We start from the raw sequence: 22,551 nt of genomic DNA on the forward strand, positions 1-22,551 counted from the left end.
GTCCTCCCTCAGTTCGGCACGGGTTCGGTGGGCTTCCGGCCGGGGAGCTCGTCCTGCCGGCCGGTGGGAGGGGCGGACGGCAGGTCGCCGGGCGGACCGTCGCCAGGCGCGCCGTCGGGCCGGTCGGCGACCGGCCGGCCGGCGGCCGGGTGGTCCGGCGGCAGCCAGCGGCGGTGCACCGGGGCGGCCGCCTCGGGCAGCAGCCGCAGCCGGGGCGCGACCCGGTCCGCTCCGGGCCCCGGCGGCCGGCGGCTGCCCGGCTGCCAGGGCTGCGGCCAGCGCGCCCCGGGGCCGGCGTAGCCCTGCTCGGCCGCGGCGTGCAGCGTCCACAGCGGGTCGTACAGGTGGGCCCGGCCGACCGCGACCAGGTCCGCCCGGCCGGCCAGCAGCACCGAGTTGGCGTCGTCGTGGCCGGAGATCGCGCCGACCGCGATGGTCGGGATCCCGGTCGCGTTGCGGACCAGGTCGGCGAACGGCACCTGGTAGCCGCGCCCGTAGGGCACCTTCTGGTGGGCGACCACCTCGCCGGTGGAGACGTCCAGCGCGTCCGCGCCCGCGCCGGCCAGCGCCCGGCAGATCGCCACCGCCTCCGCCTCGGTGGTGCCGCCCGGAGCCCAGTCGGCCGCCGAGATCCGGACCACGATCGGCTTGTCGGCCGGCCAGGCGGCCCGCACCGCGGCGAGCACCTCCAGGGCCAGCCGCAACCGGTGCTCCAGCGGTCCGCCGTAGCGGTCGGTGCGGAGGTTGGTCAGCGGCGAGAGGAACCCGGAGACCAGGTGACCGTGGCCGAACTGCAGCCCCAGCACGTCGAAACCGGCCCGGTCGGCGCGGGTCGCGGCAGCCGCGAAGTCGGCGACCGCACCGGCCAGTTCGGCAGCGTCGGCCGCGCGCGGCGACGGGGCCCCCGGCTCCCAGGGCAGCGGCGAGGCCGCCAGCGTCGGCCAGCCGTCCGCGAGGGGGCGCCCGATCCCGTCCGGGCCGGGCACGGCGCTCGCCGCGCGCCGCCCGGCGTGTGTCAGCTGGATGCCCAGCGGCGTGTCGCCGAGCTGCCGGGCCGCGTGCACCACCGAACGCCAGGCCGCCTCCTGGGCGTCCGTCCACAGGCCCGGGCAGCGCTCGGTGGCCCGGCCCTGCGCGCTGACCGCGGTCATGCCGGTGAAGACCAGACCGGCGCCGCCGAGGACCTGTGCGGCGAGCTGGGCCCGGTCGAAGCCGCTGGGCATCCCGTCCACGGCGGTGAACGTGGCCAGCGGCGGCACCACGATCCGGTTGCGCAGCCGCAGCCGGCCCAGCCGCAGCGGCCGGAACATCGGGGGGACGCCCGCCGCGCCAGCGTCGGGGACCGTGTCGTCGGAGGGTGCGTCCCGGCCCTCCGCCTCGCGCTCCGCAGCGCCGCCGAAGGCCGCGTCGACGCCGTCCACGAAGGCGGCGTCCCGGGCGCGCAGGTTGCCGTAGGTGACCCGGCGGCTGCGGGTGAGCAGGTTGAAGGCGAACTGCCCGGCGCCCTGGCCGGTGTGCCGGCCGACGGTCTCGAACCACTCCAGGCTCGCCTGCGCGGCCCGCTGCGCGGACTCCACCACCGGCCGGCGCTCGCCCTCGTAGGCCGCCAACGCACCTTCGAGCAGGGGGTGTTCGTGCAGCGCGGCGGCCAGCGCGAGGCCGTCCTCCAGGGCCAGTTTGGTGCCCGATCCGATCGAGAAGTGGGCGGTGTGCGCGGCGTCCCCGAGCAGCACCACGTTGCGGTGGTGCCAGCTCGCATTGCGCACGGTCGTGAACCGGATCCAGCGCGAGGCGTTGGGGATCAGCCGGTGCCCGTCCAGGTGCGCGGCGAGCAGGTGCTCGCACCGCCGCACGCTCGGCAGGTCGCTCTCCCCCCGCCCCGGCTCCCGCCCGGCCGGCTCCTCGAAGCCCGCCTTGCGCCACGCCTCCTCGGCCATCTCCACGATGAACGTCGAGCGCCGGCGGCTGTACGGATAGGCGTGCACCTGCAGTGCGCCGAAGTCGTACTGCTCCACGATGAAGGTGAAGGCCTCGAAGACCTTGTCGGTGGCGAGCCAGATGTAGCGGCAGTGGCGCTCGTCCAGTTCGGGCCGGAAGGCCTCCGCGAGGGCCGCCCGGGTGGCCGAGCGCACGCCGTCGGCGGCCACCACCAGGTCGTACCCGGCCGCCAGCCGGGCGACCGGTGGCGCGGGCGTGCGGTAGCGCACGTCCACCCCCAGCTCGGCGCAGCGCTGTTGCAGGATCGCGCGCAGCCGGTTGCGGTCCAGTGCGGCGAAGCCGTGCCCGCCGCACGTGCGCACCTGGCCGGCGTACCGGACGTCGATGTCGCTCCAGCGGGCGAACTCGGCGGACAGCGCGGCGAAGACCGGCGGGTCGGCCTGGGCGATGCCGTCCAGCGTCTCGTCCGAGAAGACCACGCCGAAGCCCTGGGCGTCGTCGCGGGCGTCGCGCTCCCACACGGTGATCTCCCGGTGCGGCGCCAACTTCTTGGCCAGGGCGGCGAAGTAGAGGCCGCCGGGCCCGGCGCCGACCACCGCGATCCGCCGCACCGCGGAGCCTGCCGGCACGCCCCGGCCGCCCCCCGGCAGCCCGCCCACCAACAGCCCCCCGCCGCTCACCGGTAGCCCTCCGGCTGCTGCGGACCGGACTCGGCGAGCGCCCGGCGCACCTCGGCGGGCCAGGGTTCGGCACCCTTGCCCTGCGCGGCGGCGTGCACCACCGACATCCGCCCGGCCGCGGCCAGGCCCAGCGGGCCGTGCACCTCGAAGGCGTAGTGCAGCGAGGAACCGCCGACCCGCAGGACGCGCAGCTCGGTGCGGACCTGGTCGCCGAACCAGAGGCGCTCGCGGTAGTCGGCCTCGAAGTGCACGCGCGGGATCCGGCCGAACAGCCCGGCCAGCCCGAGCCGGCGCAGCAGCACCGCCTCCGCCGCCTCGACCCAGCGCTGCACCGCCGAGAAGTGGTAGTGCCCGGCCGCGTCGGTGTCCGACCACTCCACCCGCCGCTCCACCGCCACGCTGGCCGGGTGCACGGCCGCCCGTCGGCGCAGCTCGGCCCGGTGCAGCTTGCCGGTGGCGGTGCGCGGCAGATCGGTGACGAACTCGATCTCGCGCGGGTACTTGTACGGCGCTATGGTCCGCTTGACGTGCTCCTGGAGCGCCCGGACGGTCTCGGGCCCGGCCGTCGCCCCCTCGCGCAGCACCACGTACGCCCTGACCACGCTGCCGCGCCGCTCGTCGGGCACGCCGACCACCGCGCTGTCCAGCACGTCCGGGTGGTCGGCCAGCACCTGTTCGACCTCGGGCCCGGCGATGTTGTAGCCGGCCGACACGATCATGTCGTCGGTGCGCGCCTGGTACCAGAAGTAGCCCTCGCGGTCGCGCACATAGGTGTCGCCGGTGAGGTTCCAGCCGTTGCGCACGTAGCCGAGCTGGCGCTCGTCGCGCAGGTAGCGGCACCCGGTGGGGCCCTTGACGGCGAGCAGCCCCGGAGTGCCGTCGGGCACCGGCGCGCCGTCCGCGTCGAGCACGGCGGCCCGGTAGCCGGGGACCGGCCGGCCGGTCGCGCCGGGGCGGATGTCACCGTCGGCGGCCGAGATGAACACGTGCAGCAGCTCGGTGGCCCCGATCCCGTCGACCAGCCGCTGCCCGGTGGCCGCGCGGAAGGCCTCCCAGACGGAGGCCGGCAGGTGTTCGCCGGCCGAGACGCAGCGCCGTACGCCCGCCAGCCGGCCGGCCAGCCCGGCGGCCAGGATCGCCCGGTAGGCGGTCGGCGCGGTGAACAGCACGCTGACCCGGTGCCGGGCGACCTGCTCGGTGAGCTCCTCCGGGCCGGCCTGCTCCAGCAGCAGGGTGGCCGCGCCGGCCCGCAGCGGGAAGACCACGAGCCCGCCGAGGCCGAAGGTGAAGCCGAGCGGCGGGGTGCCGGCGAAGAGGTCCTCCGGGGTGGGCCGCAGCACGTGCCGGGAGAAGGTGTCGGCGTTGGCGAGGACGTCGCGGTGGAAGTGGAGCGTGGCCTTGGGCCGGCCGGTGGTGCCGGACGTGAAGGCGATCAGCGCCACGTCGTCGGCGGCGGTCGGCACGGCGGTGAAGCGGCCGCGCCGGGCGGCGCAGCGGGCGATCAGGTCGTCCGGTCCGGGGCCGCCGTAGGCCAGGACGGTCAGGTCCGGCGGGGCGGCCCGTTCCAGCTCGGCCAGGCTGCGGTGGTCGCACAGCGCCGCCGCCGGCAGGCTGATCTCCTGCATCGCGGTGAGTTCGGGTGCCCGCAGGAGCGGCATGGTGGTGACCGCCACCATGCCGGCCTTCAGCACCCCGAGCCAGCACGCCACCAGCCAGGGGGTGTTGGGGCCGCGCAGCAGCACCCGGTTGCCGGTCGCGAGGCCCAGGTCCTCGGTCAGGACCCGGGCCACCGCGTCCGCGTTCTCGCGCAGTTCGCCGTAGCTCCACTGCTCCGTCGGAGTGAGCAGGCAGCGCCGGTCGGGGCCGAGGCGCTCGATCGACTCGTCGAGCAGCACGTGTGCGCAGTTGAGCCGGTCCGGATAGGCCAGCTCGGGGAGTTCGAAGAGAAGTTCCGGCCACTGGTCGAGCGGCGGCAGGTTGTCGCGGCAGAACGTGTCCAGATGCGCTGAGGGTGTGAGCTCCATACGGCGGCACCTCTTCGCGAGGGGGGAGTGAGGCCAGTATGGCGCTCTTCTGACGCCAGTCAAGAGATCGATACAAGCATCGCGCGGCCTGCGCCGCACGGCCATGCCTTGCGTCCGCCAGGCCACGCCTCAGGACCGCCGGCCCGGCCCCGGGGCGCGGCGTGCCGCGCCCCGGGGCCTCCTGCCGGCAGCCGGGCCCGCCGGCAGGGTGGGCCGCGCCGCCGCCCCCGGAGGGGTCAGCGGCACAGCGCGGCGTCCACGACACCGTCGACGTGCTTCGTGGCTGCCGCGTCGGGCGGGACGGTGGTGACCGCGACGTTGACGGCGCGGCCGCCGTCGGTGACTCCGCCGCGGGTCTCGTATCCCGGGATGTCACCGCCGTGACCCCAGTACACACCGCCGCACGACAGCGGCCTGCTGATGATCCCCAGGCCGTAGCCGGCGCCGGTGTCGCCGATGGGGACGGTGGTGCGCATCTGGGCGAGCTGGGCCGCCGGGAGGAGCCGGCCGTCGAGGAGGGCGGTGAAGAACCGGTTGACGTCGGAGTTGGTGGAGATCATCTGCCCGGCCGCCCAGCCCGCGGAGGGATCCATCTCCGTGAAGTCGCGCAGGGGCCCGTCGGCCGAATCCCTGCGGTAGCCGTGGGGGTGGGGCTCGCGGACGGTCCTGTCCCCGGGGGCGGGGAAGTAGGTGTGGCGAAGTCCGATGCGCTGGACGACGCGCCGATCGATCTCCTCGGCGACGGGGCGGCCGGTGACCTTCTGGACGATCAGGCCGGCCAGCACGTAGTTCGTGTTGCTGTACGCGAATCGGTCCCCCGGGGCGAAGTCGGCCTTGTACCGGAGGGCGATGTCCAGCAGGTCGCGGGGTTCGAAGTACTGGTACTGCAGGGCGGCTTCGTCGAGGCGGCCCTCGTAGTCGGGAATCCCGCTGGTGTGCTGCAGGAGCTGCCGGACGGTGATGCGGCGTCCGTCGATCCCGTCGCCGCGCACGAGGCCCGGCAGATAGGTGTCGACGGTGGCGTCGAGGTCGATCCTCCCCTCACCGACCAGTTGCAGCGCGACCACCGCCGTGAACGTCTTGGTGTTGCTTCCGATCCGGACCTGACCGTCCCCGGGCACCTTCGAACCCCTGGCCACGTCGCCGACCCCGGCCGTGTAGGTCCGGGTGCGGCCGTCCCGGTCCACGACGCTCGCCAGTGCGGCGGGCATGCCGTCATCGCGCACCAGCGCGTTCAGGCCCTGCTGGACGACGTCCGGCCGGCCGGCGGCAAACGCCGCGGGCGGCGCCGCGACACCCATCGTCATGCCGCCGACGGCCACCCCGACGACGACCGCCACGGCCCCCCGCCGACCGGCCCACTGCCGCCAGGACGAACGGACTCGCCGGTCCGAGTGCTCACGCATGTGTCAACTCCAATGAATTCACGGGCAGATGGCGGCAGGTGCCGCAGGACGATGCTGGCTTCCGGGCGCTCGGCCGCGCATCGCGGCAAGGCGGGAGAAAGCGCTCCCTCGATCGGGGGAGGTCGCCGATGGGCTGCCCGGCCATACTGGCGATCATGATCAGGGGACTCCGGCCGCTGCTGCGCGGCTCCACGTACACGGGTGCGCTCTTCGCCTCTTGCGGCGCGTTGGCGAGCCTTCCACTGCTACCGTTCGCCCTCCTGCCGGCGCTGATGTGGCGATCCGCCCCGGAGGGTCTGCAGCTCCTTCTGGTCCTGCTGGCCTGGGCGGCGCTGATCGGTCTGATCGGGCAGGCCGGCACGACCCGGCGGGTGCTGGTCGTCTCCGCCCGTCGCCTGCTGAAGCTGCCGTTGCCGGACCCGGCGGCCGTCCGCCGGCCCGCGGGCCCACCCGGTACCGGCCCGACCCGTCCGGCCGCGCCCGCGGCTGCGCAGACCGGGCGGGCCGGCGCCGACCGCTGGCGGACTCCGCTCTGGCTGCTGCTGCACGTGGCGCTCGGCTGGACGGTGGCGCTGGTGGGCGGGCTGCTCCTCCTCATCGCCCTGACGCTCCCGGGGGGCTGGTTCCGGGGTGAGGCGAGGATCGACCTGCTCGGCTGGTCGTTGCGGGCCGAGGACGGCTGGCAGAGCTGGGCGGTGGCGCTCGGCTGCCTGCTGCTGGCGGCGGCCCTGTGCGCGGCGGTGACGACCGCGCTGCGCTGGTCGGCACCCAGGCTGCTGGGGCCCTCGTCGGCCGAGCGGCTCGCGCTGGCGGCCGAGCGGGAGCTGCGGCTCGCCGAACGCAACCGGCTGGCCCACGAGTTGCACGACTCGATCGGTCACACGCTGACGGCGGCCACGATCCAGGCCGCGGTGGCCGGCGAGGTGCTCTCCGCCGACCCGGTGGCGGCGCGGGCCGCCATGCGCAGCATCGAGGAGTCGGCCCGGGCCGCACTGGAGGACCTCGACTACGTCCTCGGCGTGCTGCGCGAGGAGGAGGCGGGAACGGCCCCGACCCGGAGCCTCGTCGACCTGCCCGCGCTGCTGGACCGCCTGCGGCACGCGGGCGCGGTGGTCGAGCCGGAGCTGTCCGGCGAGTGGGCGCAGGTGCAGGGGACGCTCTCGCGGGCGGCGTACCGGATCCTCCAGGAGGGGCTGACGAACGCGCTGCGGCACGGGGACGGCGGTCCGATCGAGGTCCGGGTGGCGGCGTCGGCGGACGCGCTGGAACTCGGCGTGGTCAACCGGGTGGGGGCGGGCGGCCGCGACGGCCGGGGAGCCTTCCCGACGTCCGGGCACGGCCTCCCCGGGCTGACCGAGCGGGTGCGGCTGCTGCACGGCGAGGTGGAGGCCGGCCCGCACGGACCGCGGCACTGGCGGCTGGCGGTCCGGCTGCCGGTACGGTTGCCCGCATGACCGGACCCGACGCGACCGAAGCCGTTCCTGCCGGCGTCGCCGCCGTCAGCGCCACCGGCGCCCCCGCCGCGACTCCCGCCGGCCCCCCGGTCACGCTGCTGATCGCCGACGACGACGAGGTGACCCGCAGCGGTCTGCGCACCCTGCTCGCTGCGCAGCCCGGGATCACCGTGCTCGGCGAGGCCGCCGACGGCGTCGAGGCGGTCGAGCGGACCCTGCGGCTGCGACCGGACGTGGTCCTCATGGACGTACGGATGCCGCGCCGCAACGGCATCGAGGCCACCCGGCAGCTGCTGGCCGAGTCCCCGGAACCACCGAAGATCGTGGTGATCACCACCTTCGAGAACGACGGCTACGTCACCGCCGCGCTCAGCGCGGGGGCCAGCGGGTTCGTGCTCAAGCGGCTTCCGGTCCGGCAGATCGCGGAGGCGGTACGGGTGGTGGCGGCGGGCGAGGCGATCCTCTTCCCCGCGGCCCTGCGCCGGATGGTCACCGCCCGCCCGCTGGAGTCCGCCGAGGCCCTGCCGGCGGCGGCACTGACGGGACGGGAGGAGGAGGTGCTGCGGTTGATGGCCACCGGCCGCTCCAACCCCGAGATCGCGCAGTCGCTCGTCGTGAGCCTGGAGACGGTGAAGACCCACGTCGGGAACGTGCTGACCAAGCTCGGCGCGCAGAACCGGACCCACGCGGTGGTGATCGCCTTCGAGTCCGGCCTGGTGGTACCGGGATCGGGCGGCTGACCCGACCCGGCGTCAGGTGTGCGGTGACCGGGCGGACCTGACCGGAGCACGCTCTGAGATCATCACGGTATGACGACGAACACGACCGACCCGGGCGCCGTGCCCACGGACGGAGTCCGCATCCCCGTCCCCGGTGGCGGACACCTCTGGGCCGACCGCAACGGGACCGGGAGTCCCGTGGTGCTGCTGCACGGCGCCGGGATGGACTCCCGGCTGTGGGACCCGGTCGTTCCCCGGCTGGCCGGTCGCCATGAGGTGATCCGGTTCGACGCCCGCGGCCTGGGCCGCTCCACCGAGCCGGGGGCGCCGTTCAGCGACGTCGAGGACCTGCGCAGCGTCCTCGACCACTTCGGTCACCGGCGGGCCGCGCTGGTGGGCTTGAGCATGGGCGGGGAGACCTCGATCGACTTCGCCCTCGCCCACCCCGACCGGGTGACGGCCCTGGCCCTGGTCGGGGCCTCGGTGGGCGGCCACAGCTGGCCGACGACTCCCGAGCTGTCGGCCTACGCCGTGGCTCGGAGGGAACGGGACACGGCACGTCTGGCCGAGCTGGAGCTGTCGATCTGGGCCTCCCTCGGCCGCACGGCCCCCGGGGGCGAGCTCATCGAGGCGATGGTGGCGCACAACGCGGAGCGGCGCATCATCAGCGAACTACACCTCGCCCCCTCCGCGGAGAGCGACGCCGAAGCACGCCTCGGCACGATCACGGCGCCGACGCTGGTCGTCCACGGCGACCGCGATCACCCGGAGATCGGGGTGATCGCCGAGCGCCTCGCCGCCGACCTCCCGGTCGCCCACGCCCGGCGGATCCCGGACGCCGACCACTACCTGCCCCTGCGCACCCCCGAGCGCCTCACCGAGCTCCTGCTGGCGCACCTGGCCCGATCCTGACGCCCGGACGGCGACCACGGCCCCGCATGCGGTCACGGCGGGTCATCGGGACTCCCGCCCCCGGCCGTCGGGGGCCTGCGCCGACGCTCCCCCGGGCTGCCATCCCCAGGCGGTGAGCATGCCGGCCGACAGGTCGGCGCACTCGTCGGAGCCCAGGTACCGGACGGCCTCGTCGAGGGCCGCGTCGTCGACCAGGCCGGTGGCGAGCATCGCGGCCCTGCTGCGCTCCCAGGTGTCCGCCCAGAACCGGCTGATGGCACTGCCCGGCAGCAGCGGCGGCACCTGGATCTCGGCGGCGACGCGCACGAGCCCCGCCTCGCGCAACAGGTGCGGGTAGGACGCCGCCGAGGCGGCGTCCGTACCGATGGTGGCGCTCAGCCCCTGCCACATCGCCCGCATCGCCGCGCCGTACGGGGTGCCGGGCGTGCGGCCGCTCGTCAGGTCGATCGCATCGCTGAGCACCAACACCCCACCGGGCTCCACGAGTTCGGCCAGTTCCGTGATCAGGCGGTCGCGTTCCGGCAGGTGCATCAGCACGAAGCGCGCATGGACGAGCCGGAACCGGCCGGGGGCGAAGCCCGGGGCGGTGATGTCGGCCTCCAGGACGTCGAGCCCGGGCTCGGCCGGCGGCCGGTCGGGGAGGGAGCGTCCGTCGAGGAAACGGACGTCGCGGTCCACCGCGAGCACGCTCGCCACCCCGGCCTCGTCCAGCAGCCGTCGGGAGACCGTGCCCGTGCCGGCCCCCAGATCGAGGCAGCGCCAGCCCGGGCCGACCCCGAGTGCCCGCAGCCGCGCGACGGTGACGTCGTCGTAGGCGAGGGCGCCGAGGTCGGTCCGCTCGCCCTCACCGGCCTGCTCGGGTCGGAAGACGGCCTCGCCGTAGCGACCGCCGCCCGGCGCGTCCCCGCGCGGGTCGGCGGTCACGACGACGCCGGCGTGCGGCCGAGGGCGTCGTCGCGCCCGGGGAGCCGGAGCAGCGGGTCGTCGAACAGATCCATGGCCGACCTTTCACGCGCGGGGTGTCGAGCGGGGGGACGGTGTCGGGTGGGGGGACGTGACGGGCGCCGGACGGTGTCGGCCGCCGGACGGTGCCGGGCGGACGTCCCGAGGGCGCCGCCGCACCGATCCTGCACCGGCGCCCGCGCGCCCGGCCGAGGCGCGCCGCGCGTGGGCCGATCGGCCCAAGGGGCACGGCACGCGCACCGTGCCCGGCGGGTTCCGGTCGCGCCGCGGCCGTCCGGGCACGCACCCTTGCTGTGAGGAACACACCGTGGAGGACGCGGTACAACCGATTCCGGTGACCGGGACCAGGACCGCCGGCCGCGTGGACGCAACGGGTCCGGCCGGCCCGCAGGACGGAGGACGGCGATGAGCGCTCGGGCCGGAACACCAGGGGTGGCCGGCGGGCCCGCCCCGGCGGCGCACATGATCGTGCTGCCCGGCGGTGGCTACGGAACGCACGCGGAGCACGAGGCGGAACCGATCGCCGACTGGCTCACCGGCCTCGGCGTGTCGGCGAGCGTCTTCCGGTACCCGGTGAACGTACGGCACCCCGCTCCGCTCCTGGCGCTGCGCGGCGAGATCCGGCGCCTCCGCGAGCAGGGCGCCGACCACATCGGGCTGATCGGCTTCTCGGCCGGCGGGCACCTGGCCGGGCACGCGGCCCTCGCCCCGAGCAGCGACCCGCGCGAGACGGTCCGGTTCGCCGTCCTCGGCTACCCGGTCACGTCGATGGAGACCGCGACCTACCGGCCCGCCCAGCTGATCCTGCTCGGCGAGGACGCCCCGCCGGAGCTGCGCCGCGCGACCTCGCTCGACGCCCTGGTGACCGCGGAGTCGCCCCCGTTCTTCCTCTGGCACACCGCCGAGGACGTCTACGTCCCGCCGGAGCACACCTACCGCCTCGCCACGGCCCTGGCGGCGCACGACGTCCCGCACACGGCGCACGTCTTCCCGCACGGCCCGCACAGCCTCGGCCTCGCCCACGGCTCCGGCGACGCGGCCACCTGGACGACGTTCGCGGCGACGTGGATCGCCGAACAGCTCCGCCCCGGGAGTGCGGCCGCGCCCTGAGCCGGGGCTCCCGGGGCGGGGCTCCCGGGCGGGGCTCCCGGGCGGGGCTCCCGGGCGGGGCTCCCGGGCGGGGTCCGACGGTCAGAGCCAGGCCGCCAGGAGGGTCTGCCAGGGGTCGTCGCCCTCGCGGGCGAAGTACAGCGCCCGTGCGCTCACCCACAGGACGGTCCTGCCCAGCCGGTCGGGGTGGCGCTCCAGCATCGCGGAGAAGAACCCTTCCGGCGTCGCCTGCGCGGCCAGGACGGCCTCGGCGTCGTCGAGGTACTGGCGGGTTTCGGCGATGATGCGTCCGGCGTCGTCGTCGAGGTTCTTGTACTGGTGGCTCGCGACGACGTGGCGCGGCCGCAGCGCCGCGACCGTGTCGATGGCCTTGCGCCACGGGCCGAACTCCCCGGCGGCCGCATCGGCGAGGTACAGGTGCACGCCGTTGTAGAGCGCGTCACCGGCCACCACCAGGCCGAGGTCCGGCACGTGCACCACGGTGCAGTCGTCACTGTCCGCGTGCCCGACCTCGACGATGCCGAGCTCGTGCCCTTCGAGGGCGAGGCGGTTGCCGGGGACCGTCTCGGCGGTGACCGGGGTCACCGGGATCTGGTCCGGCCACATCACGTCCCAGAGCAGTTCACGGGCCGACACGTTGGTGTGCATCTGCTCGATGGTTCCGGCGGAGGCGACCACCCGGGCACCGAAGCGCTCGGCGAGGGTTTCCGCGGTGAACCAGTGGTCACCGTGCCCGTGGGTGGCGACGATGTGGGTCAGCCGCTTCCCGCTCGACTCGACCCAGTCCCCGACCTGTTGCGCCTGCTCGGTGGTCAGCGGCGGATCGACGAGGACGGCGTCCTGCCGGCCGTGGACGAGGGTGACCGCGATGGGCTGGTAGCGGCGGGGTTCCCCGTTGGGCAGCTCGGACCCGGTCAGCGGCGACGGATCGACGACGAACACGTCGTAGCCGAGGGCGGTGTCTGTGGTCACGGTGCTCCTCCGATCATGCCTGCGATCGCGCCTTCCGACCTCCTGGCGAGGCTCGACCACGCATGTCTCCACTCTCCCGGGCCCGCGGCCCGCCCGCACCACGTGGCGTGCGTGGCCCTGCGCACCGGGCTCTCACGAGAGCGCCCGCCCTGGCGCCGCATCGCCGAAAGGGCTCGCCGACGCGTCCGACCGGCGGGCCGTCCGCGCCCGTGCAGACCGCGGGCGCCCGGCGCCCGTGACGCGCATCACAGTGCCCTTTCGGGTGGCCGGAGCAGCGTTCGGCCTCCGGGCGCCACGAGCCCGTCGGGCACCTCCCTGCGGTTGACCGCGCAGGGCCTGTTCCCGACCTCTGCCGATCACCCCGGCTCCGCTGCGACCTCCGTCCTGGTCACGGACACGCCCGCCGGACGACTCGGAGGAGTGGCACGGGGCGGCGGTTCGGGCGGTGTGTGGGCCGGCGTCTACCGCGGACCCGGAACGCCGTCCAGGATCACTCTTTCGGTGGACGGCCGGACCCTCCAGGCCCGGCTGTACACCCTGGCCGGCTCCCCGGGTTGGGTCGCCTACTGCGCAGAGACGGCCCTGTCCCGGCCCGGCGCCGAGAAGCCCACCGTCGAGGCCTATGTCGCGGACGGCAGCCTGTTGCCGACCACCCGTCTCTGATCCCCGGCGACGGCTCCGCGACGGCTCCGCGACGACTCCGCACCGGGAGCACCGATCAGCCCGCGGTCGCGACGGCGATCGGCGCAGCAACGACCGTCTCCATCACACCATCACATTGGTGCAGATCGGACTTCGGCGGCTGCTTCGGTGCGATCAGGACGCGCTGACAGTAAGGCGTTTGACAGTGCATCACCAGTGAAGAGATTGTGTTCGCGATCATGCGCGGTGCCGATGCGCCGCCCGCGAACAAATCGGGGGTTCTCCCAGCCATGTCTTCGTACGGTCAGGGCACGCCACGGCTGCCCGCCTCGTCCACAGCGGAGCCCGGTGGCTCCACACCACCGGGTGGTGCCGCGTCAAGGGGGACCGGAGGCCGGCTGGCCCGGGTCGCCGGTACCGTCGCGATCGCCCTCTCGGTCGTCCTGACGACGGTGAACGCGCAGGCGCCCGCCCGGGCCGCCGCTCCGCAGGCCGACCGGGTCGACTCCGCCCCGGACGCCGCGGCCGCGAGCCGGGCGGCCCGCCAACAGCACGGCCGGGTCGAGGTCGCCGCCGCCCGTACCGCGGCCGCACAGACCTTCGCCAACCCGGACGGCACGTTCACCACCGAGCTCTCCCCCCAGCCCCGCTGGGCCAGGAAGGGCGACGGCTGGACCGCCGTCGACCCGACGCTGCACCGCACCGCCGAGGGCACCTACGTGCCGCAGGCCACCGCCAACGCCGTCGAGCTCTCGGGCGGCGGCTCCGGCCCGCTGGCCGTGCTCACCGTCGAGGGCGGGCAGCGGCTCGAACTGTTCTGGCCGGAGAAGCTCCCCACCCCGACCGCCGACGGGGCCGGCCTCACCTACCCCGACGTCCTACCGAGCGGCGTCGACCTGCGGCTCACCGTCACCCCGGCCGGCGGTGTGCAGGAGGTCCTGGTCGTCAAGAACGCCGCGGCGGCCGCCGATCCCGGCCTCGCCGCCCTCAAGCTGGTCACCAGGACCAGCGCCGGCCTGACGCTCGGCCAGGAGGACGGTGCCGGGCTCGCGGTGAAGGACGCCGCCGGCCGGGCGGTGTTCCAGGCCCCGCCCGCCCGGATGTGGGACTCCGCCGGAGCGCCCGCGGCCGCGCCCACCGCGGCGAAGGGCCCGAAGGCGGCGGCCGGGCAGCCCGCCGCAGAACAGCCCTCGGCGCAGGACGCCCGCCCGGACACCCGCTCCGGCCCCGCCGGGCCCGGCACCGGCGCCCACGAGGCCGGGGTCGGCACCAGCGTGCAGGACGGCGCCATCGGGATCACCCCCGACGCCGGCCTGCTCAAGGCGGCCGACACCGTCTACCCGGTGTACATCGACCCGATGTTCGCCGATGCCACGACCCAGGCATACGCCGAGGTCAAGGCGGAGTACCCGACCTCCGCCTACTTCAACACCGTGGGCAGCGGCAGCGGGCTGGGTGTCGGCTACCAGGGCTGGACCGCCCCGTCCGGCATCCACCGCAGCTACTTCCAGGTCGGCGTCCCGGCCGGTCTGACCGGCAAGCGCGTGCTCAGCGCCCGGCTGTCGGCTACCGAGGTCTTCGCCTCCACCTGCCAGACGAGGACCGTCGAGGCCTGGCTCACCGGCCCCATCGGCCCGACCACCACCTGGAACAACCGGCCCGCCGAGACCCAGCAGGCCGGCTCCTCCAACGGCCCGGGCGCCTGCACCGCGGGCGGCGGCGGCGCGCAGAACCGTGACTTCGACGTCACGTCGGCGGTCACGCCGCTCCTCACGACGGGCGCGGCCCGCCTCACCTTCGGTCTGCGCAGCGCGAACGAGGCGGACAAGAACCAGTTCGCCCGTTACGCCACCACCCCCGTGCTGTCCGTCTCCTACGAGGACGCGGCCAACGCCCCGGCCACCCCGTCGGTCTCCTCCGCCGAGTACCCGGCGGACGGCCAGTCGCACGGCGGCGTCGGGCGGGCCGGCACCTTCACCCTCAAGCCCGGCGGCGCCGAGCAGATCGCCAAGTACAGCTACCAGCTGGACACCGACGCCAAGGCCACCGAGGTCCCGGCCGGCGCCGACGGCTCCGCCGTGGTCACGCTGACCCCGACCTCGGCCGGCCGCCGCACGCTGACGGTGCGCGCGATCGACGCCACCGGCACCGCGTCCACCCCGGCCGCGTACGGCTTCGTGGTGGACGCCTTCGCCTCCGGCGACCCGCACGACCTGTTCTACGACGCCGCCGGCCAGCTCGTCGGCGTCTCGCAGCCGGCCGGCGAGACCGCCCGCTACGAGTACGACGCCGCGGGCAACACGCTCTCCACCAAGAAGTACGCGTCGTCCGAGCTGTCCGTCCTCGCCACCGTGCCCAACCAGGCCCCGGCCGGCGCCAAGGTCGAGATCAGCGGCACCGCCTTCGCCGCCGACGCGGCCGCGAACAAGGTGACCTTCACCGGCACCGCCACCCCGGCCCAGGTCACCGCCGCGGACCGCAACCGCCTCACCGTCGTCGTCCCGGCCGGCGCCACCGACGGGCCGGTCACCGTGACCGTCGGCAGCACCAGCGCGACCGGCACCGAGAGGTTCCGGATCGGCGCCGCCCGCCCGGCCCCCGCGCTGACCGGCTTCGCGCCCTCCGTCGGCGCCCCCGACACCACCGTCACCCTCGACGGCAGCGGCTTCGACCCGGACCCGGCGCGCAACGCGGTGCTGTTCCACCGCACGCTCGCCAAGGTCGTCAGCGCCACGCCCACCCGGCTCACCGTCGTCGTGCCCGGCGCCGTCTCCTCCGGCCGGATCACCGTCCGCACCCCGGGCGGCACCGCCACCAGCGGGAGCGACTTCGTCGTGCCGCCGACCGGCATCGCACCCGGCAGCCTGGTCGACGGCGGCGCGCTCGCCGTCGACGGCGAGGCGGTCACCTCGACCATCGCCTCCGGCAAGGCCCTCGTCCTGCGTTTCGAGGGCAAGGCCGGCGACAAGCTCGGCCTCGGGATGTCCGGCAACACCATCGGCACCCGCTCGGCCTTCCGCCTGTACGACCCGTTCGGACGCTCCTTCGCCGCCGACCAGTACGACACGCCGTGGCCGCTGGACGCGCGGACCGGCCGCAACGTCCCGTTGCCGGCCCTGACCACCACCGGCGTCCACCAGCTCGTCATCGACCCCGACGGCACCGGCAGCGGTTCCCTCACCACCACGCTGACCAGGAACGTCACCGGCGCCACCAACGCCACCGACCAGGGCTTCGGGTTCAACCTCGCCAAGCCGGGGCAGTTCCTGGAGCTCTCCTTCGAGGGCAGGAAGGAGAGCTGGTACGGGCTGGCCTTCACCGATGTGACGGCCTCCGCCCAGTACAAGTACGCCTCGGCCACCCTGTACGAGCCGGGCGGCGCCAAGTTCACCACCTGGCGCAGCTTCAGCCTGGACAGCTACCTGCGGCTCAAGACCTTCGCGCCCGGCACCTACCGCCTGGTGATCGGTTTCACCGACGCCAGCGTGGGCGGCGCCAAGGCCTGGCTCTCCGAGGAGACCGACGGCGGCACCGTCGACCGTGACGGAGCCTCGAAGCAGATCACCCTCGCGCGCCCCGGCCAGCAGGTCCGGTTGAGCTTCGACGGCACCGACGGCCAGCGGCTCGGCCTCGGTTACACCGACCTGAACCTCAAGATCGGCAACCGGCTCTACCTGCCGGGCGTCTCGCTGATCCGGCCCGACCGGACCCAGAGCAGCCTGTACAGCTACGGCGAGGGCGCCGACCTGCCGAAGATCACCGCCGACGGCCGGTACGACCTGATCGTCGGCGGCGGCTCCGCGACCGGCACCGTCACCGTCTGGCTCAGCAACGACGTCTCCGCCGGCACCCTCGCGGTCGGCGAGGACAAGCCGGTGACCATCACCCGCGCGTCCCAGAACGCCCGGATGACCTTCCAGGGCACCGCCGGTCAGAAGCTGAGCCTCGGCCACCTGGCCAAGGGCTACACCGGCACGGTCGCGTTCACCGTCACCGGCCCGGACGGCAAGGAGGTGGCCTCCCGCAACTCCGGCGGCCTCGACCTCCCGCCGCTCACGGCCACCGGCACCTACGAGATCCTGGCGAGCCCGAACAGCTCCGCGCTCGGCGACTACACCGTCCAGCTCTCGCAGACCGTGAACGCCGGCACGCTCGCCGTGGACGGCGACGCCAAGAACGTCACCGTCGCCCGCGCCGCGCAGAACGCCTCGGTGCGTTTCGACGGTACGGCGGGGCAGCGGCTCAGCCTCGCCCTCACGGGTGCCACGGCCGGCTTCCGCGGCCACACGCTGAGGATCTCCAAGCCGGACGGCAGCCCGCTGGGGTCGCTCAACATCCTCACCGCCAACGACAGCTTCACCCTGCCCGACCTGCCGGCCACCGGCAGCTACGAGATCGTCGACGACCCGGACTCCGGCACCACCGGCACGGTCACCTGGACGCTCTCCACCTCCGTGGACGCGGGCGGCGTCACCGTCGGGGGCCCCGGCGCGGCGCTCGCCCTCAACCGGCCCGGCCAGGACGGGACGTTCACCTTCACCGGTGCCGCCGGTGACAACCTGCAGCTCGCCTTCACCGGCACCACCTTCCTCGGCAACGGCTTCCGGCTCACCGTCCTGAAGCCGGACGGCTCCGTCCTGGCCGGCCCGACCACCCGTTTCGACGAGAGCCCGTACAAGCTCGCGAGCGCGCTGACCACGGCCGGCACCTACCGGGTGGTCATCGACCCGCGGTCCGCGGCAACCGGCTCCACCACCGTCGCGGTCGGCCGGGTCGGCGCAGCGGCGGCGGCGAAGGCGAAGGCTGCGGAGGCCGGGCCCGCGGAGGCTCCGACGGCGGAAGCCCCTGCCGGCGGCGCCCCCGCGGCGGCGGCCGACGAGGCGGCGGCCACGCCGACGCCCGAGCAGTGCGGCACGACCGCGCAGCTCCCGGCCGGCACCGGCCGCGCCGTCCCGGTCGCGGCCGGGAGCACCCGGAAGACCCCGCAGACCGGTGAGCCGGCGGCCGGTTGGGCGGCCTGCGGCTTCCCCCGCCAGGCCCCGGGCACCGAGTCCAAGCCCACCGACACGGTCTGGAAGCCCGACGCCGACAACCTGGCCGGCAAGGGCTGGTACACCCGCTACGGCGCGGCCCCCAGGCCCGAGTACCCGGCGGACGCCCCGAAGGGCACCACCGCGGTCTCCGGCCAGATCCGCACCGTGGCCGGCAGCCCGCTCGCGGGCGTCACCGTCGGCATCGGTAAGGCCACCGCCCGGACGGACGCCCAGGGCCGGTTCCTGGTCACCGGCACCGATGCCGGCCACCGCGTGCTGCGCGTGGACGGCCGCACCGCCGGCAGCGCCGACCGCACCTACGGCGTCTTCGACATCGGCGTCGACGTCCCCGCCGGAAAGACCCTGCGGGTGGCGGACACCGTGTTCCTGCCGCAGACCGACACCTCCACCACCGTCCGCATCGCTTCCCCGACCACCGAGAAGACCGTCCTCAAGACCCCCGCCATCCCGGGTCTGGAGGTGCACATCCCGGCCGGGGCCGTGGTGCGCGACGGCGACGGCAAGCTCGCCACCGAGCTGTCCATCACGCCCATCCCGATCGACCGCACGCCCTTCCCGCTGCCGCCCACCCAGGTGCCGATCTACTTCACCGTCCAGCCCGGCAGCGGCTACCTCTTCCCCGACGGCGCCCAGATCGTCTACCCGAACTACACCCGCGAGGCCCCCGGCACGCGGATGATCTTCTGGAACTACGATCCGGACGGCCAGGGCTGGCACATCTACGGCAAGGGCACCGTCACCCCCGACGGCAACCAGGTCGTGCCCGACCCGGACGTCAAGGTCTACCGCTTCACCGGCGCCATGACCGCCGTCCCCGGCCACAACCCGCCGCCGGTCGCCCCGCGGCCCGGCCCGCGCGTCGGCGACCCCGTCGACCCGGCCACCGGTCTGCTGGTCGACGAGAACACCGACCTCGCCCTCGACGACGTCATGCCGCTCACCCTGCGCCGCACCTACCAGCAGGGCGACCAGGACTCCCGCGCCTTCGGCGTCGGGATGAACTTCAACTTCGGCCACTTCCCGTGGTCGACCGGCAACATCGGCTACTACCGCTACCTGGAGGTCGACCTCGTCCAGCCGGACGGCAGCAAGGTCCACTTCCGCCGCATCACCCCCGGCGAGAAGACGTACGAGGACGCGCTCTTCCTCGCCGACCCGACGCCCACCGAGTTCTCCGGCGCCACCATGGGCTGGAACGGCAACGGCTGGGACGTCAAGCTCCGCAACGGCACCACCTACGTGCTCGGTGACGAGGCGCCGCTGCAGGCGATCCGCGACAAGTTCGGCAACACCACCACGATCACCCGCGCCCCGGCGCCGGCGGACTCCGACGGCAAGGTGCGCCTGCGCGGTCCGGTCACCCAGGTGACCTCGCCGAACGGCAAGTGGATCAAGTTCTCGTACGACACCGCCACCCCGCCGCGGATCACCAGGGCCGAGGACAACCTCGGACGCACCGTCGGCTACACCTACACCGCCGACGGCCACCTGGAGACCGTCACCAACCCGGCCGGCGGCGTCACCAGGTACACCTACGAGTCCGGCCGGATGAAGACCATCACCGACCCGCGCGGGACGGTCTTCCTCACCAACGGCTACGACGGCCTCGGCCGTGTCGCCACCCAGACCGCCGCCGACGGCGGCGTCACCAGGTTCGACTACACCACCGGGACCGACGGCAGGATCGCCGAGACCCGGATGACCGACGCGCGCGGCGACGTCCAGCGCTTCACCTTCAACGCCCAGGGCCTGACCACCAGCCACACCAAGGCCCTCGGCACCCCGGTCGAGCAGACCACCCGCACCGAGTACGAGCCGCTCAACGACCAGCAGACCACCACCGCCGGGGTCGGCCGACCGGCCGCCGTGGTGGACGCGCTGGGCCGGCGCACCGAGTTCGGCTACGACGCCAACGGCCAGGTCAACCGCACCACGGTTCTCGCCGGCACCCCGGACGCCCGCGCCGAGACGGTCGAGCGCAACGGCCCCTTCGGCGAGGTCACCGCGTCCACCGACGCCTACGGCACCACGACCCGCACCACGTACGACGCCCGCGGCGCGATCCTCACCAGCACCGACGGACTCGGCAAGCAGACCACCTACACCACCAACGACGCCGGCCAGGTCACCGGCATCACCGACCCGACCGCACGCAAGACCACCCTCGGCTACGAGTTCGGCGACCAGGTCAGCACCACCGACCAACTCGGCCGGGTCCACCGGAGCCTGTTCGACTCCGGCGGCCGCCTGACCGAGACCACCGATCCGCTCGGCAACCGCACCACCACCGGCTACGACCGCCTCGGCCAGGTCACCACCGTCGCCGACGGCCTCGGCCGCAGCATCCGCTACGAGTACGACCCCAACGGCAACCGCACCAAGGTCATCGACCCTCGGGGCGGGACCACCGTCTCCGACTACGACGCCATGGACCGGGTCGCCACCGTCACCGACCAGCTCGGCCGAACCAGCAAGCAGGACCACGACCCCAACGGCAACCCGACCAAGCGCACCGCCCGTAGCGGCAACGTCACCACCGTCGACTACGACCAGCTCGACCGCCCCACCAAGACCCGCTACGCCGTGGCCGGCGGCACCGACCAGGGCAACACCACCCTCACCTACGACGCCGGAGACCGGGTCGTCCGCATCGACGACAGCGCGAGCGGCGTCAGCACCGCCAAGTTCGACGGCCTCGACCGCCCGGTCGAGGAGACCGGAGCCCAGGGCACCGTCGGCTACGGCTACGGCACCACCAGCCGCACCCGACAGACCCTGGTCAACGGCCAGCCACTGGTCGAGCACCTGTACGACAGCACCGGAACCCTGGGCTCGATCAGGAGGAACGGCACCGAGGCGGCCGCCTACACCCGTGACGACGCCGGACGGGTCACCCGCTCCGGTGCCCCCGGCGACGGCGTCCACCAGGACTACACCTACGACGCGGCCGGACAACTGACCGAGATCGTCTACCGCAAGGGCAGCGCCGACCTCGGCAACCTCACCTACACCTATGACGCGGCCGGCCTGCCGATCCGGATCGGTGGGAGCTACGCCCGCACCGCCGTCCCCGGCACGACGGCCGCGTCCACCTACGACGCCGCCAACCAGCTCGCCACCGTCGGAGGCAAGGCCGTCGGCTACGACGCCGACGGCAACCTCACCAGCGACGGCACCACCGCCTACACCTGGAACGCCCGCGGTCAACTCGTCGCGCTCAACGGTCCGGGCACCACCGCCGCCTTCGCCTACGACGCCCACGGCCGCCGCACCAGTCGGACCGTCGGCGCAACCACCACCACCTACCTCAACGACGGCGCCAACCCCCTGCAGGAGAAGACCGGCACCACCGTCACCACCGTCATCGACGGCGGCACCGACGACCTCCTGCTACGCGAAAGCGGCGGAACCACAACCCGCTACCTCACCGACGCCCTCGGCAGCACCGTCGCCCTCGCCGACGAAGCCGGCAACGTCAACTCCCGCTACCTCTACGACCCGTTCGGCACCGCCAAGGTCAGCGGTGACGACAACGGCAACGCCCGCCGCTACACCGGCCGCGAGGACGACGGCACCGGCCTCCACTACAACCGCGCCCGCTACTACAGCCCGGCCCTCCAGCGCTTCATCAGCGAGGACCCGATCGGCTTCAAGGGCGGCATCAACCTCCACGCCTACGCCGCCAACCGGCCCACCTCGCTCACCGACCCCACCGGCTTCAAGCCGGCCTCGGCGGGCCAGCCCGGGCTCGAATACTTCGGCGACCGCGACGGCAACGTCTGGACCGCAGACCTGTCCGTAGCCTCGGGCAAGACCACCCGGGCGAGGAACCGAACCATCGACGCCCTCATCAAGCAGGACTTCCCCGATCTCAACTTCACCTTCACCGCCCGCTACAGCCCCTGGGTCAACACCGGAATCGCCAAGCCCTTCACCGGCACCCAGGTCGGGTGGAAGCGATTCGGCAGCAGGAACGATCTTCGTAATACGCTGGTCCACGAGGAGCTCCACCACCGGTGGTTCGCACGGGGCATCTTCGAGGAACACCACCCGCGCGACGGCTCCGGACTCTCATCCAAGTTCTACGGGACGGTCGACCGCTACATGCGCATGCGAGGCTGGCAGTGACCATCGCCCAATCCGTCGAATTCCCCCTGGTGTGCCAGAACTGCGGCACACCAGGGGCGGCCTGGAAAGGCCAGGCCGTACGGCGCGGAGAGCTCCTCTGGGAGATCAACTTCCAGTGCCTGAACTGCGGACTCACCAGCTGCGACTTCGACCCCGGGGAAGCCCCCGCCCACATCCGCGACGCCCTGCTGGCCACCCACGGACCGGCCCGGCTCCGCGTGGAGGACCCCAAAGGCCGGATCAAACTCCTCCAAGTCCTCCGCAGTACCTTCGGCTGGCCACTTGACCGGGCACGCCGAGCACTCGCCGAACTCGGCACCACTGGATACCGGTGCACCGACGTCGAGGCGGAGTTCCTCCGCCGGCGGCTGACGGAACTCGGCGTCCACGCCCTCGTCGAGAAGTAGCACCAGCAGAACCGGGTCCGGGTGTGCGCGGCAACGTCGCGCACACCCGGACCGAGCCGTACAAGCCCGATCAGGAAGGTCTCGACAGTTCGGGGCCCCTACCGCGGAGGTGGACGAATGGACCCGAACGGCCGATCGGTGC

Annotated in this window: 13 protein-coding genes and 1 pseudogene; 7 read left to right on the forward strand and 7 right to left on the reverse strand. The window is 74.1% G+C overall.

Annotated features, from left to right (window positions below; all coding sequences use genetic code 11):
* Positions 1–8: 8 nt before the first annotated feature.
* The 4 genes and pseudogenes from RMN57_RS06355 to RMN57_RS06370 all read right to left on the reverse strand — a co-directional run bounded on the left by RMN57_RS06355 (position 9) and on the right by RMN57_RS06370 (position 6,048).
* A complete protein-coding gene (locus RMN57_RS06355; RefSeq protein WP_313762386.1) occupies positions 9–2,567 on the reverse strand; it encodes an FAD-dependent monooxygenase in 2,559 nt (852 codons plus the stop codon).
* A gap of 47 nt (positions 2,568–2,614) precedes the next feature.
* Positions 2,615–3,031 carry a thioesterase family protein gene (locus RMN57_RS06360; RefSeq protein ID WP_313767729.1) on the reverse strand — a complete coding sequence of 139 codons (417 nt, stop codon included), beginning with the start codon at positions 3,029–3,031 and terminating at the stop codon, positions 2,615–2,617.
* A 6-nt stretch (positions 3,032–3,037) separates the two neighbouring features.
* Positions 3,038–4,642: pseudogene (locus tag RMN57_RS06365) on the reverse strand (AMP-binding protein); the annotation flags it as partial.
* A 236-nt stretch (positions 4,643–4,878) separates the two neighbouring features.
* Positions 4,879–6,048: a serine hydrolase domain-containing protein gene (locus tag RMN57_RS06370; RefSeq protein ID WP_380233691.1), complete on the reverse strand. Its 1,170-nt coding sequence runs from the start codon at positions 6,046–6,048 to the stop codon at positions 4,879–4,881.
* Positions 6,049–6,203: 155 nt separating this feature from the next.
* Here RMN57_RS06370 and RMN57_RS06375 point away from each other — a divergent pair, with 155 nt between their 5' ends.
* From RMN57_RS06375 to RMN57_RS06385, 3 genes are all read left to right on the forward strand, one after another.
* On the forward strand, positions 6,204–7,502 hold the full coding sequence (locus tag RMN57_RS06375; RefSeq protein WP_313762387.1) for a histidine kinase: 1,299 nt from the start codon (positions 6,204–6,206) through the stop codon (positions 7,500–7,502).
* Positions 7,499–8,242 carry a response regulator transcription factor gene (locus RMN57_RS06380; RefSeq protein WP_313762388.1) on the forward strand — a complete coding sequence of 248 codons (744 nt, stop codon included), beginning with the start codon at positions 7,499–7,501 and terminating at the stop codon, positions 8,240–8,242. Before RMN57_RS06375 ends, RMN57_RS06380 begins: the two co-directional genes overlap by 4 nt.
* Before the next feature lie 69 nt (positions 8,243–8,311).
* Positions 8,312–9,133, forward strand: a complete 822-nt coding sequence (locus RMN57_RS06385; RefSeq protein WP_313762389.1) for an alpha/beta hydrolase — start codon at positions 8,312–8,314, stop codon at positions 9,131–9,133.
* Positions 9,134–9,175: 42 nt separating this feature from the next.
* Here RMN57_RS06385 and RMN57_RS06390 read toward each other — a convergent pair whose 3' ends face one another.
* On the reverse strand, positions 9,176–10,057 hold the full coding sequence (locus RMN57_RS06390) for a class I SAM-dependent methyltransferase (protein ID WP_313762390.1): 882 nt from the start codon (positions 10,055–10,057) through the stop codon (positions 9,176–9,178).
* A 444-nt stretch (positions 10,058–10,501) separates the two neighbouring features.
* Here RMN57_RS06390 and RMN57_RS06395 point away from each other — a divergent pair, with 444 nt between their 5' ends.
* On the forward strand, positions 10,502–11,206 hold the full coding sequence (locus RMN57_RS06395; protein ID WP_313762391.1) for an alpha/beta hydrolase: 705 nt from the start codon (positions 10,502–10,504) through the stop codon (positions 11,204–11,206).
* 81 nt (positions 11,207–11,287) lie between these two features.
* On the opposite strand, the gene RMN57_RS06400 is transcribed toward RMN57_RS06395, so the two are convergent.
* Complete coding sequence (locus RMN57_RS06400; RefSeq protein ID WP_313762392.1) at positions 11,288–12,178, reverse strand: MBL fold metallo-hydrolase; 891 nt, start codon at positions 12,176–12,178, stop codon at positions 11,288–11,290.
* Positions 12,179–12,679: 501 nt separating this feature from the next.
* Between RMN57_RS06400 and RMN57_RS06405 the strand changes: the two genes are divergently transcribed.
* The gene (locus RMN57_RS06405; RefSeq protein ID WP_313762393.1) at positions 12,680–12,841 is read left to right on the forward strand and encodes a hypothetical protein; all 162 of its coding nucleotides are present in this window, start codon (positions 12,680–12,682) and stop codon (positions 12,839–12,841) included.
* A gap of 55 nt (positions 12,842–12,896) precedes the next feature.
* Here the strand turns inward: RMN57_RS06405 and RMN57_RS06410 are convergent, their stop codons facing one another.
* Complete coding sequence (locus RMN57_RS06410) at positions 12,897–13,112, reverse strand: hypothetical protein (protein ID WP_313762394.1); 216 nt, start codon at positions 13,110–13,112, stop codon at positions 12,897–12,899.
* Here RMN57_RS06410 and RMN57_RS06415 point away from each other — a divergent pair.
* Complete coding sequence (locus RMN57_RS06415; RefSeq protein WP_313762395.1) at positions 13,111–22,002, forward strand: RHS repeat-associated core domain-containing protein; 8,892 nt, start codon at positions 13,111–13,113, stop codon at positions 22,000–22,002. The two genes, RMN57_RS06410 and RMN57_RS06415, sit on opposite strands and share 2 nt — an antisense overlap.
* Positions 21,999–22,409: a hypothetical protein gene (locus tag RMN57_RS06420; RefSeq protein WP_313762396.1), complete on the forward strand. Its 411-nt coding sequence runs from the start codon at positions 21,999–22,001 to the stop codon at positions 22,407–22,409. Before RMN57_RS06415 ends, RMN57_RS06420 begins: the two co-directional genes overlap by 4 nt.
* Positions 22,410–22,551: the final 142 nt, after the last annotated feature.

Source organism: Kitasatospora sp. CM 4170, assembly GCF_032110285.1.
Taxonomy (GTDB): Bacteria; Actinomycetota; Actinomycetes; order Streptomycetales; family Streptomycetaceae; genus Kitasatospora; species Kitasatospora aburaviensis.

Bases quoted from the DNA above. Each gene is read 5' to 3' on its own strand.
- RMN57_RS06370 (WP_380233691.1), bottom strand. From the start codon at position 6,048: ATGCGTGAGCACTCGGACCGGCGAGTCCGTTCGTCCTGGCGGCAGTGG.
- RMN57_RS06375 (WP_313762387.1), top strand. From the start codon at position 6,204: ATGATCAGGGGACTCCGGCCGCTGCTGCGCGGCTCCACGTACACGGGT.
- RMN57_RS06380 (WP_313762388.1), top strand. From the start codon at position 7,499: ATGACCGGACCCGACGCGACCGAAGCCGTTCCTGCCGGCGTCGCCGCC.
- RMN57_RS06385 (WP_313762389.1), top strand. From the start codon at position 8,312: ATGACGACGAACACGACCGACCCGGGCGCCGTGCCCACGGACGGAGTC.
- RMN57_RS06395 (WP_313762391.1), top strand. From the start codon at position 10,502: ATGAGCGCTCGGGCCGGAACACCAGGGGTGGCCGGCGGGCCCGCCCCG.
- RMN57_RS06415 (WP_313762395.1), top strand. From the start codon at position 13,111: ATGTCTTCGTACGGTCAGGGCACGCCACGGCTGCCCGCCTCGTCCACA.
- RMN57_RS06410 (WP_313762394.1), bottom strand. From the start codon at position 13,112: ATGGCTGGGAGAACCCCCGATTTGTTCGCGGGCGGCGCATCGGCACCG.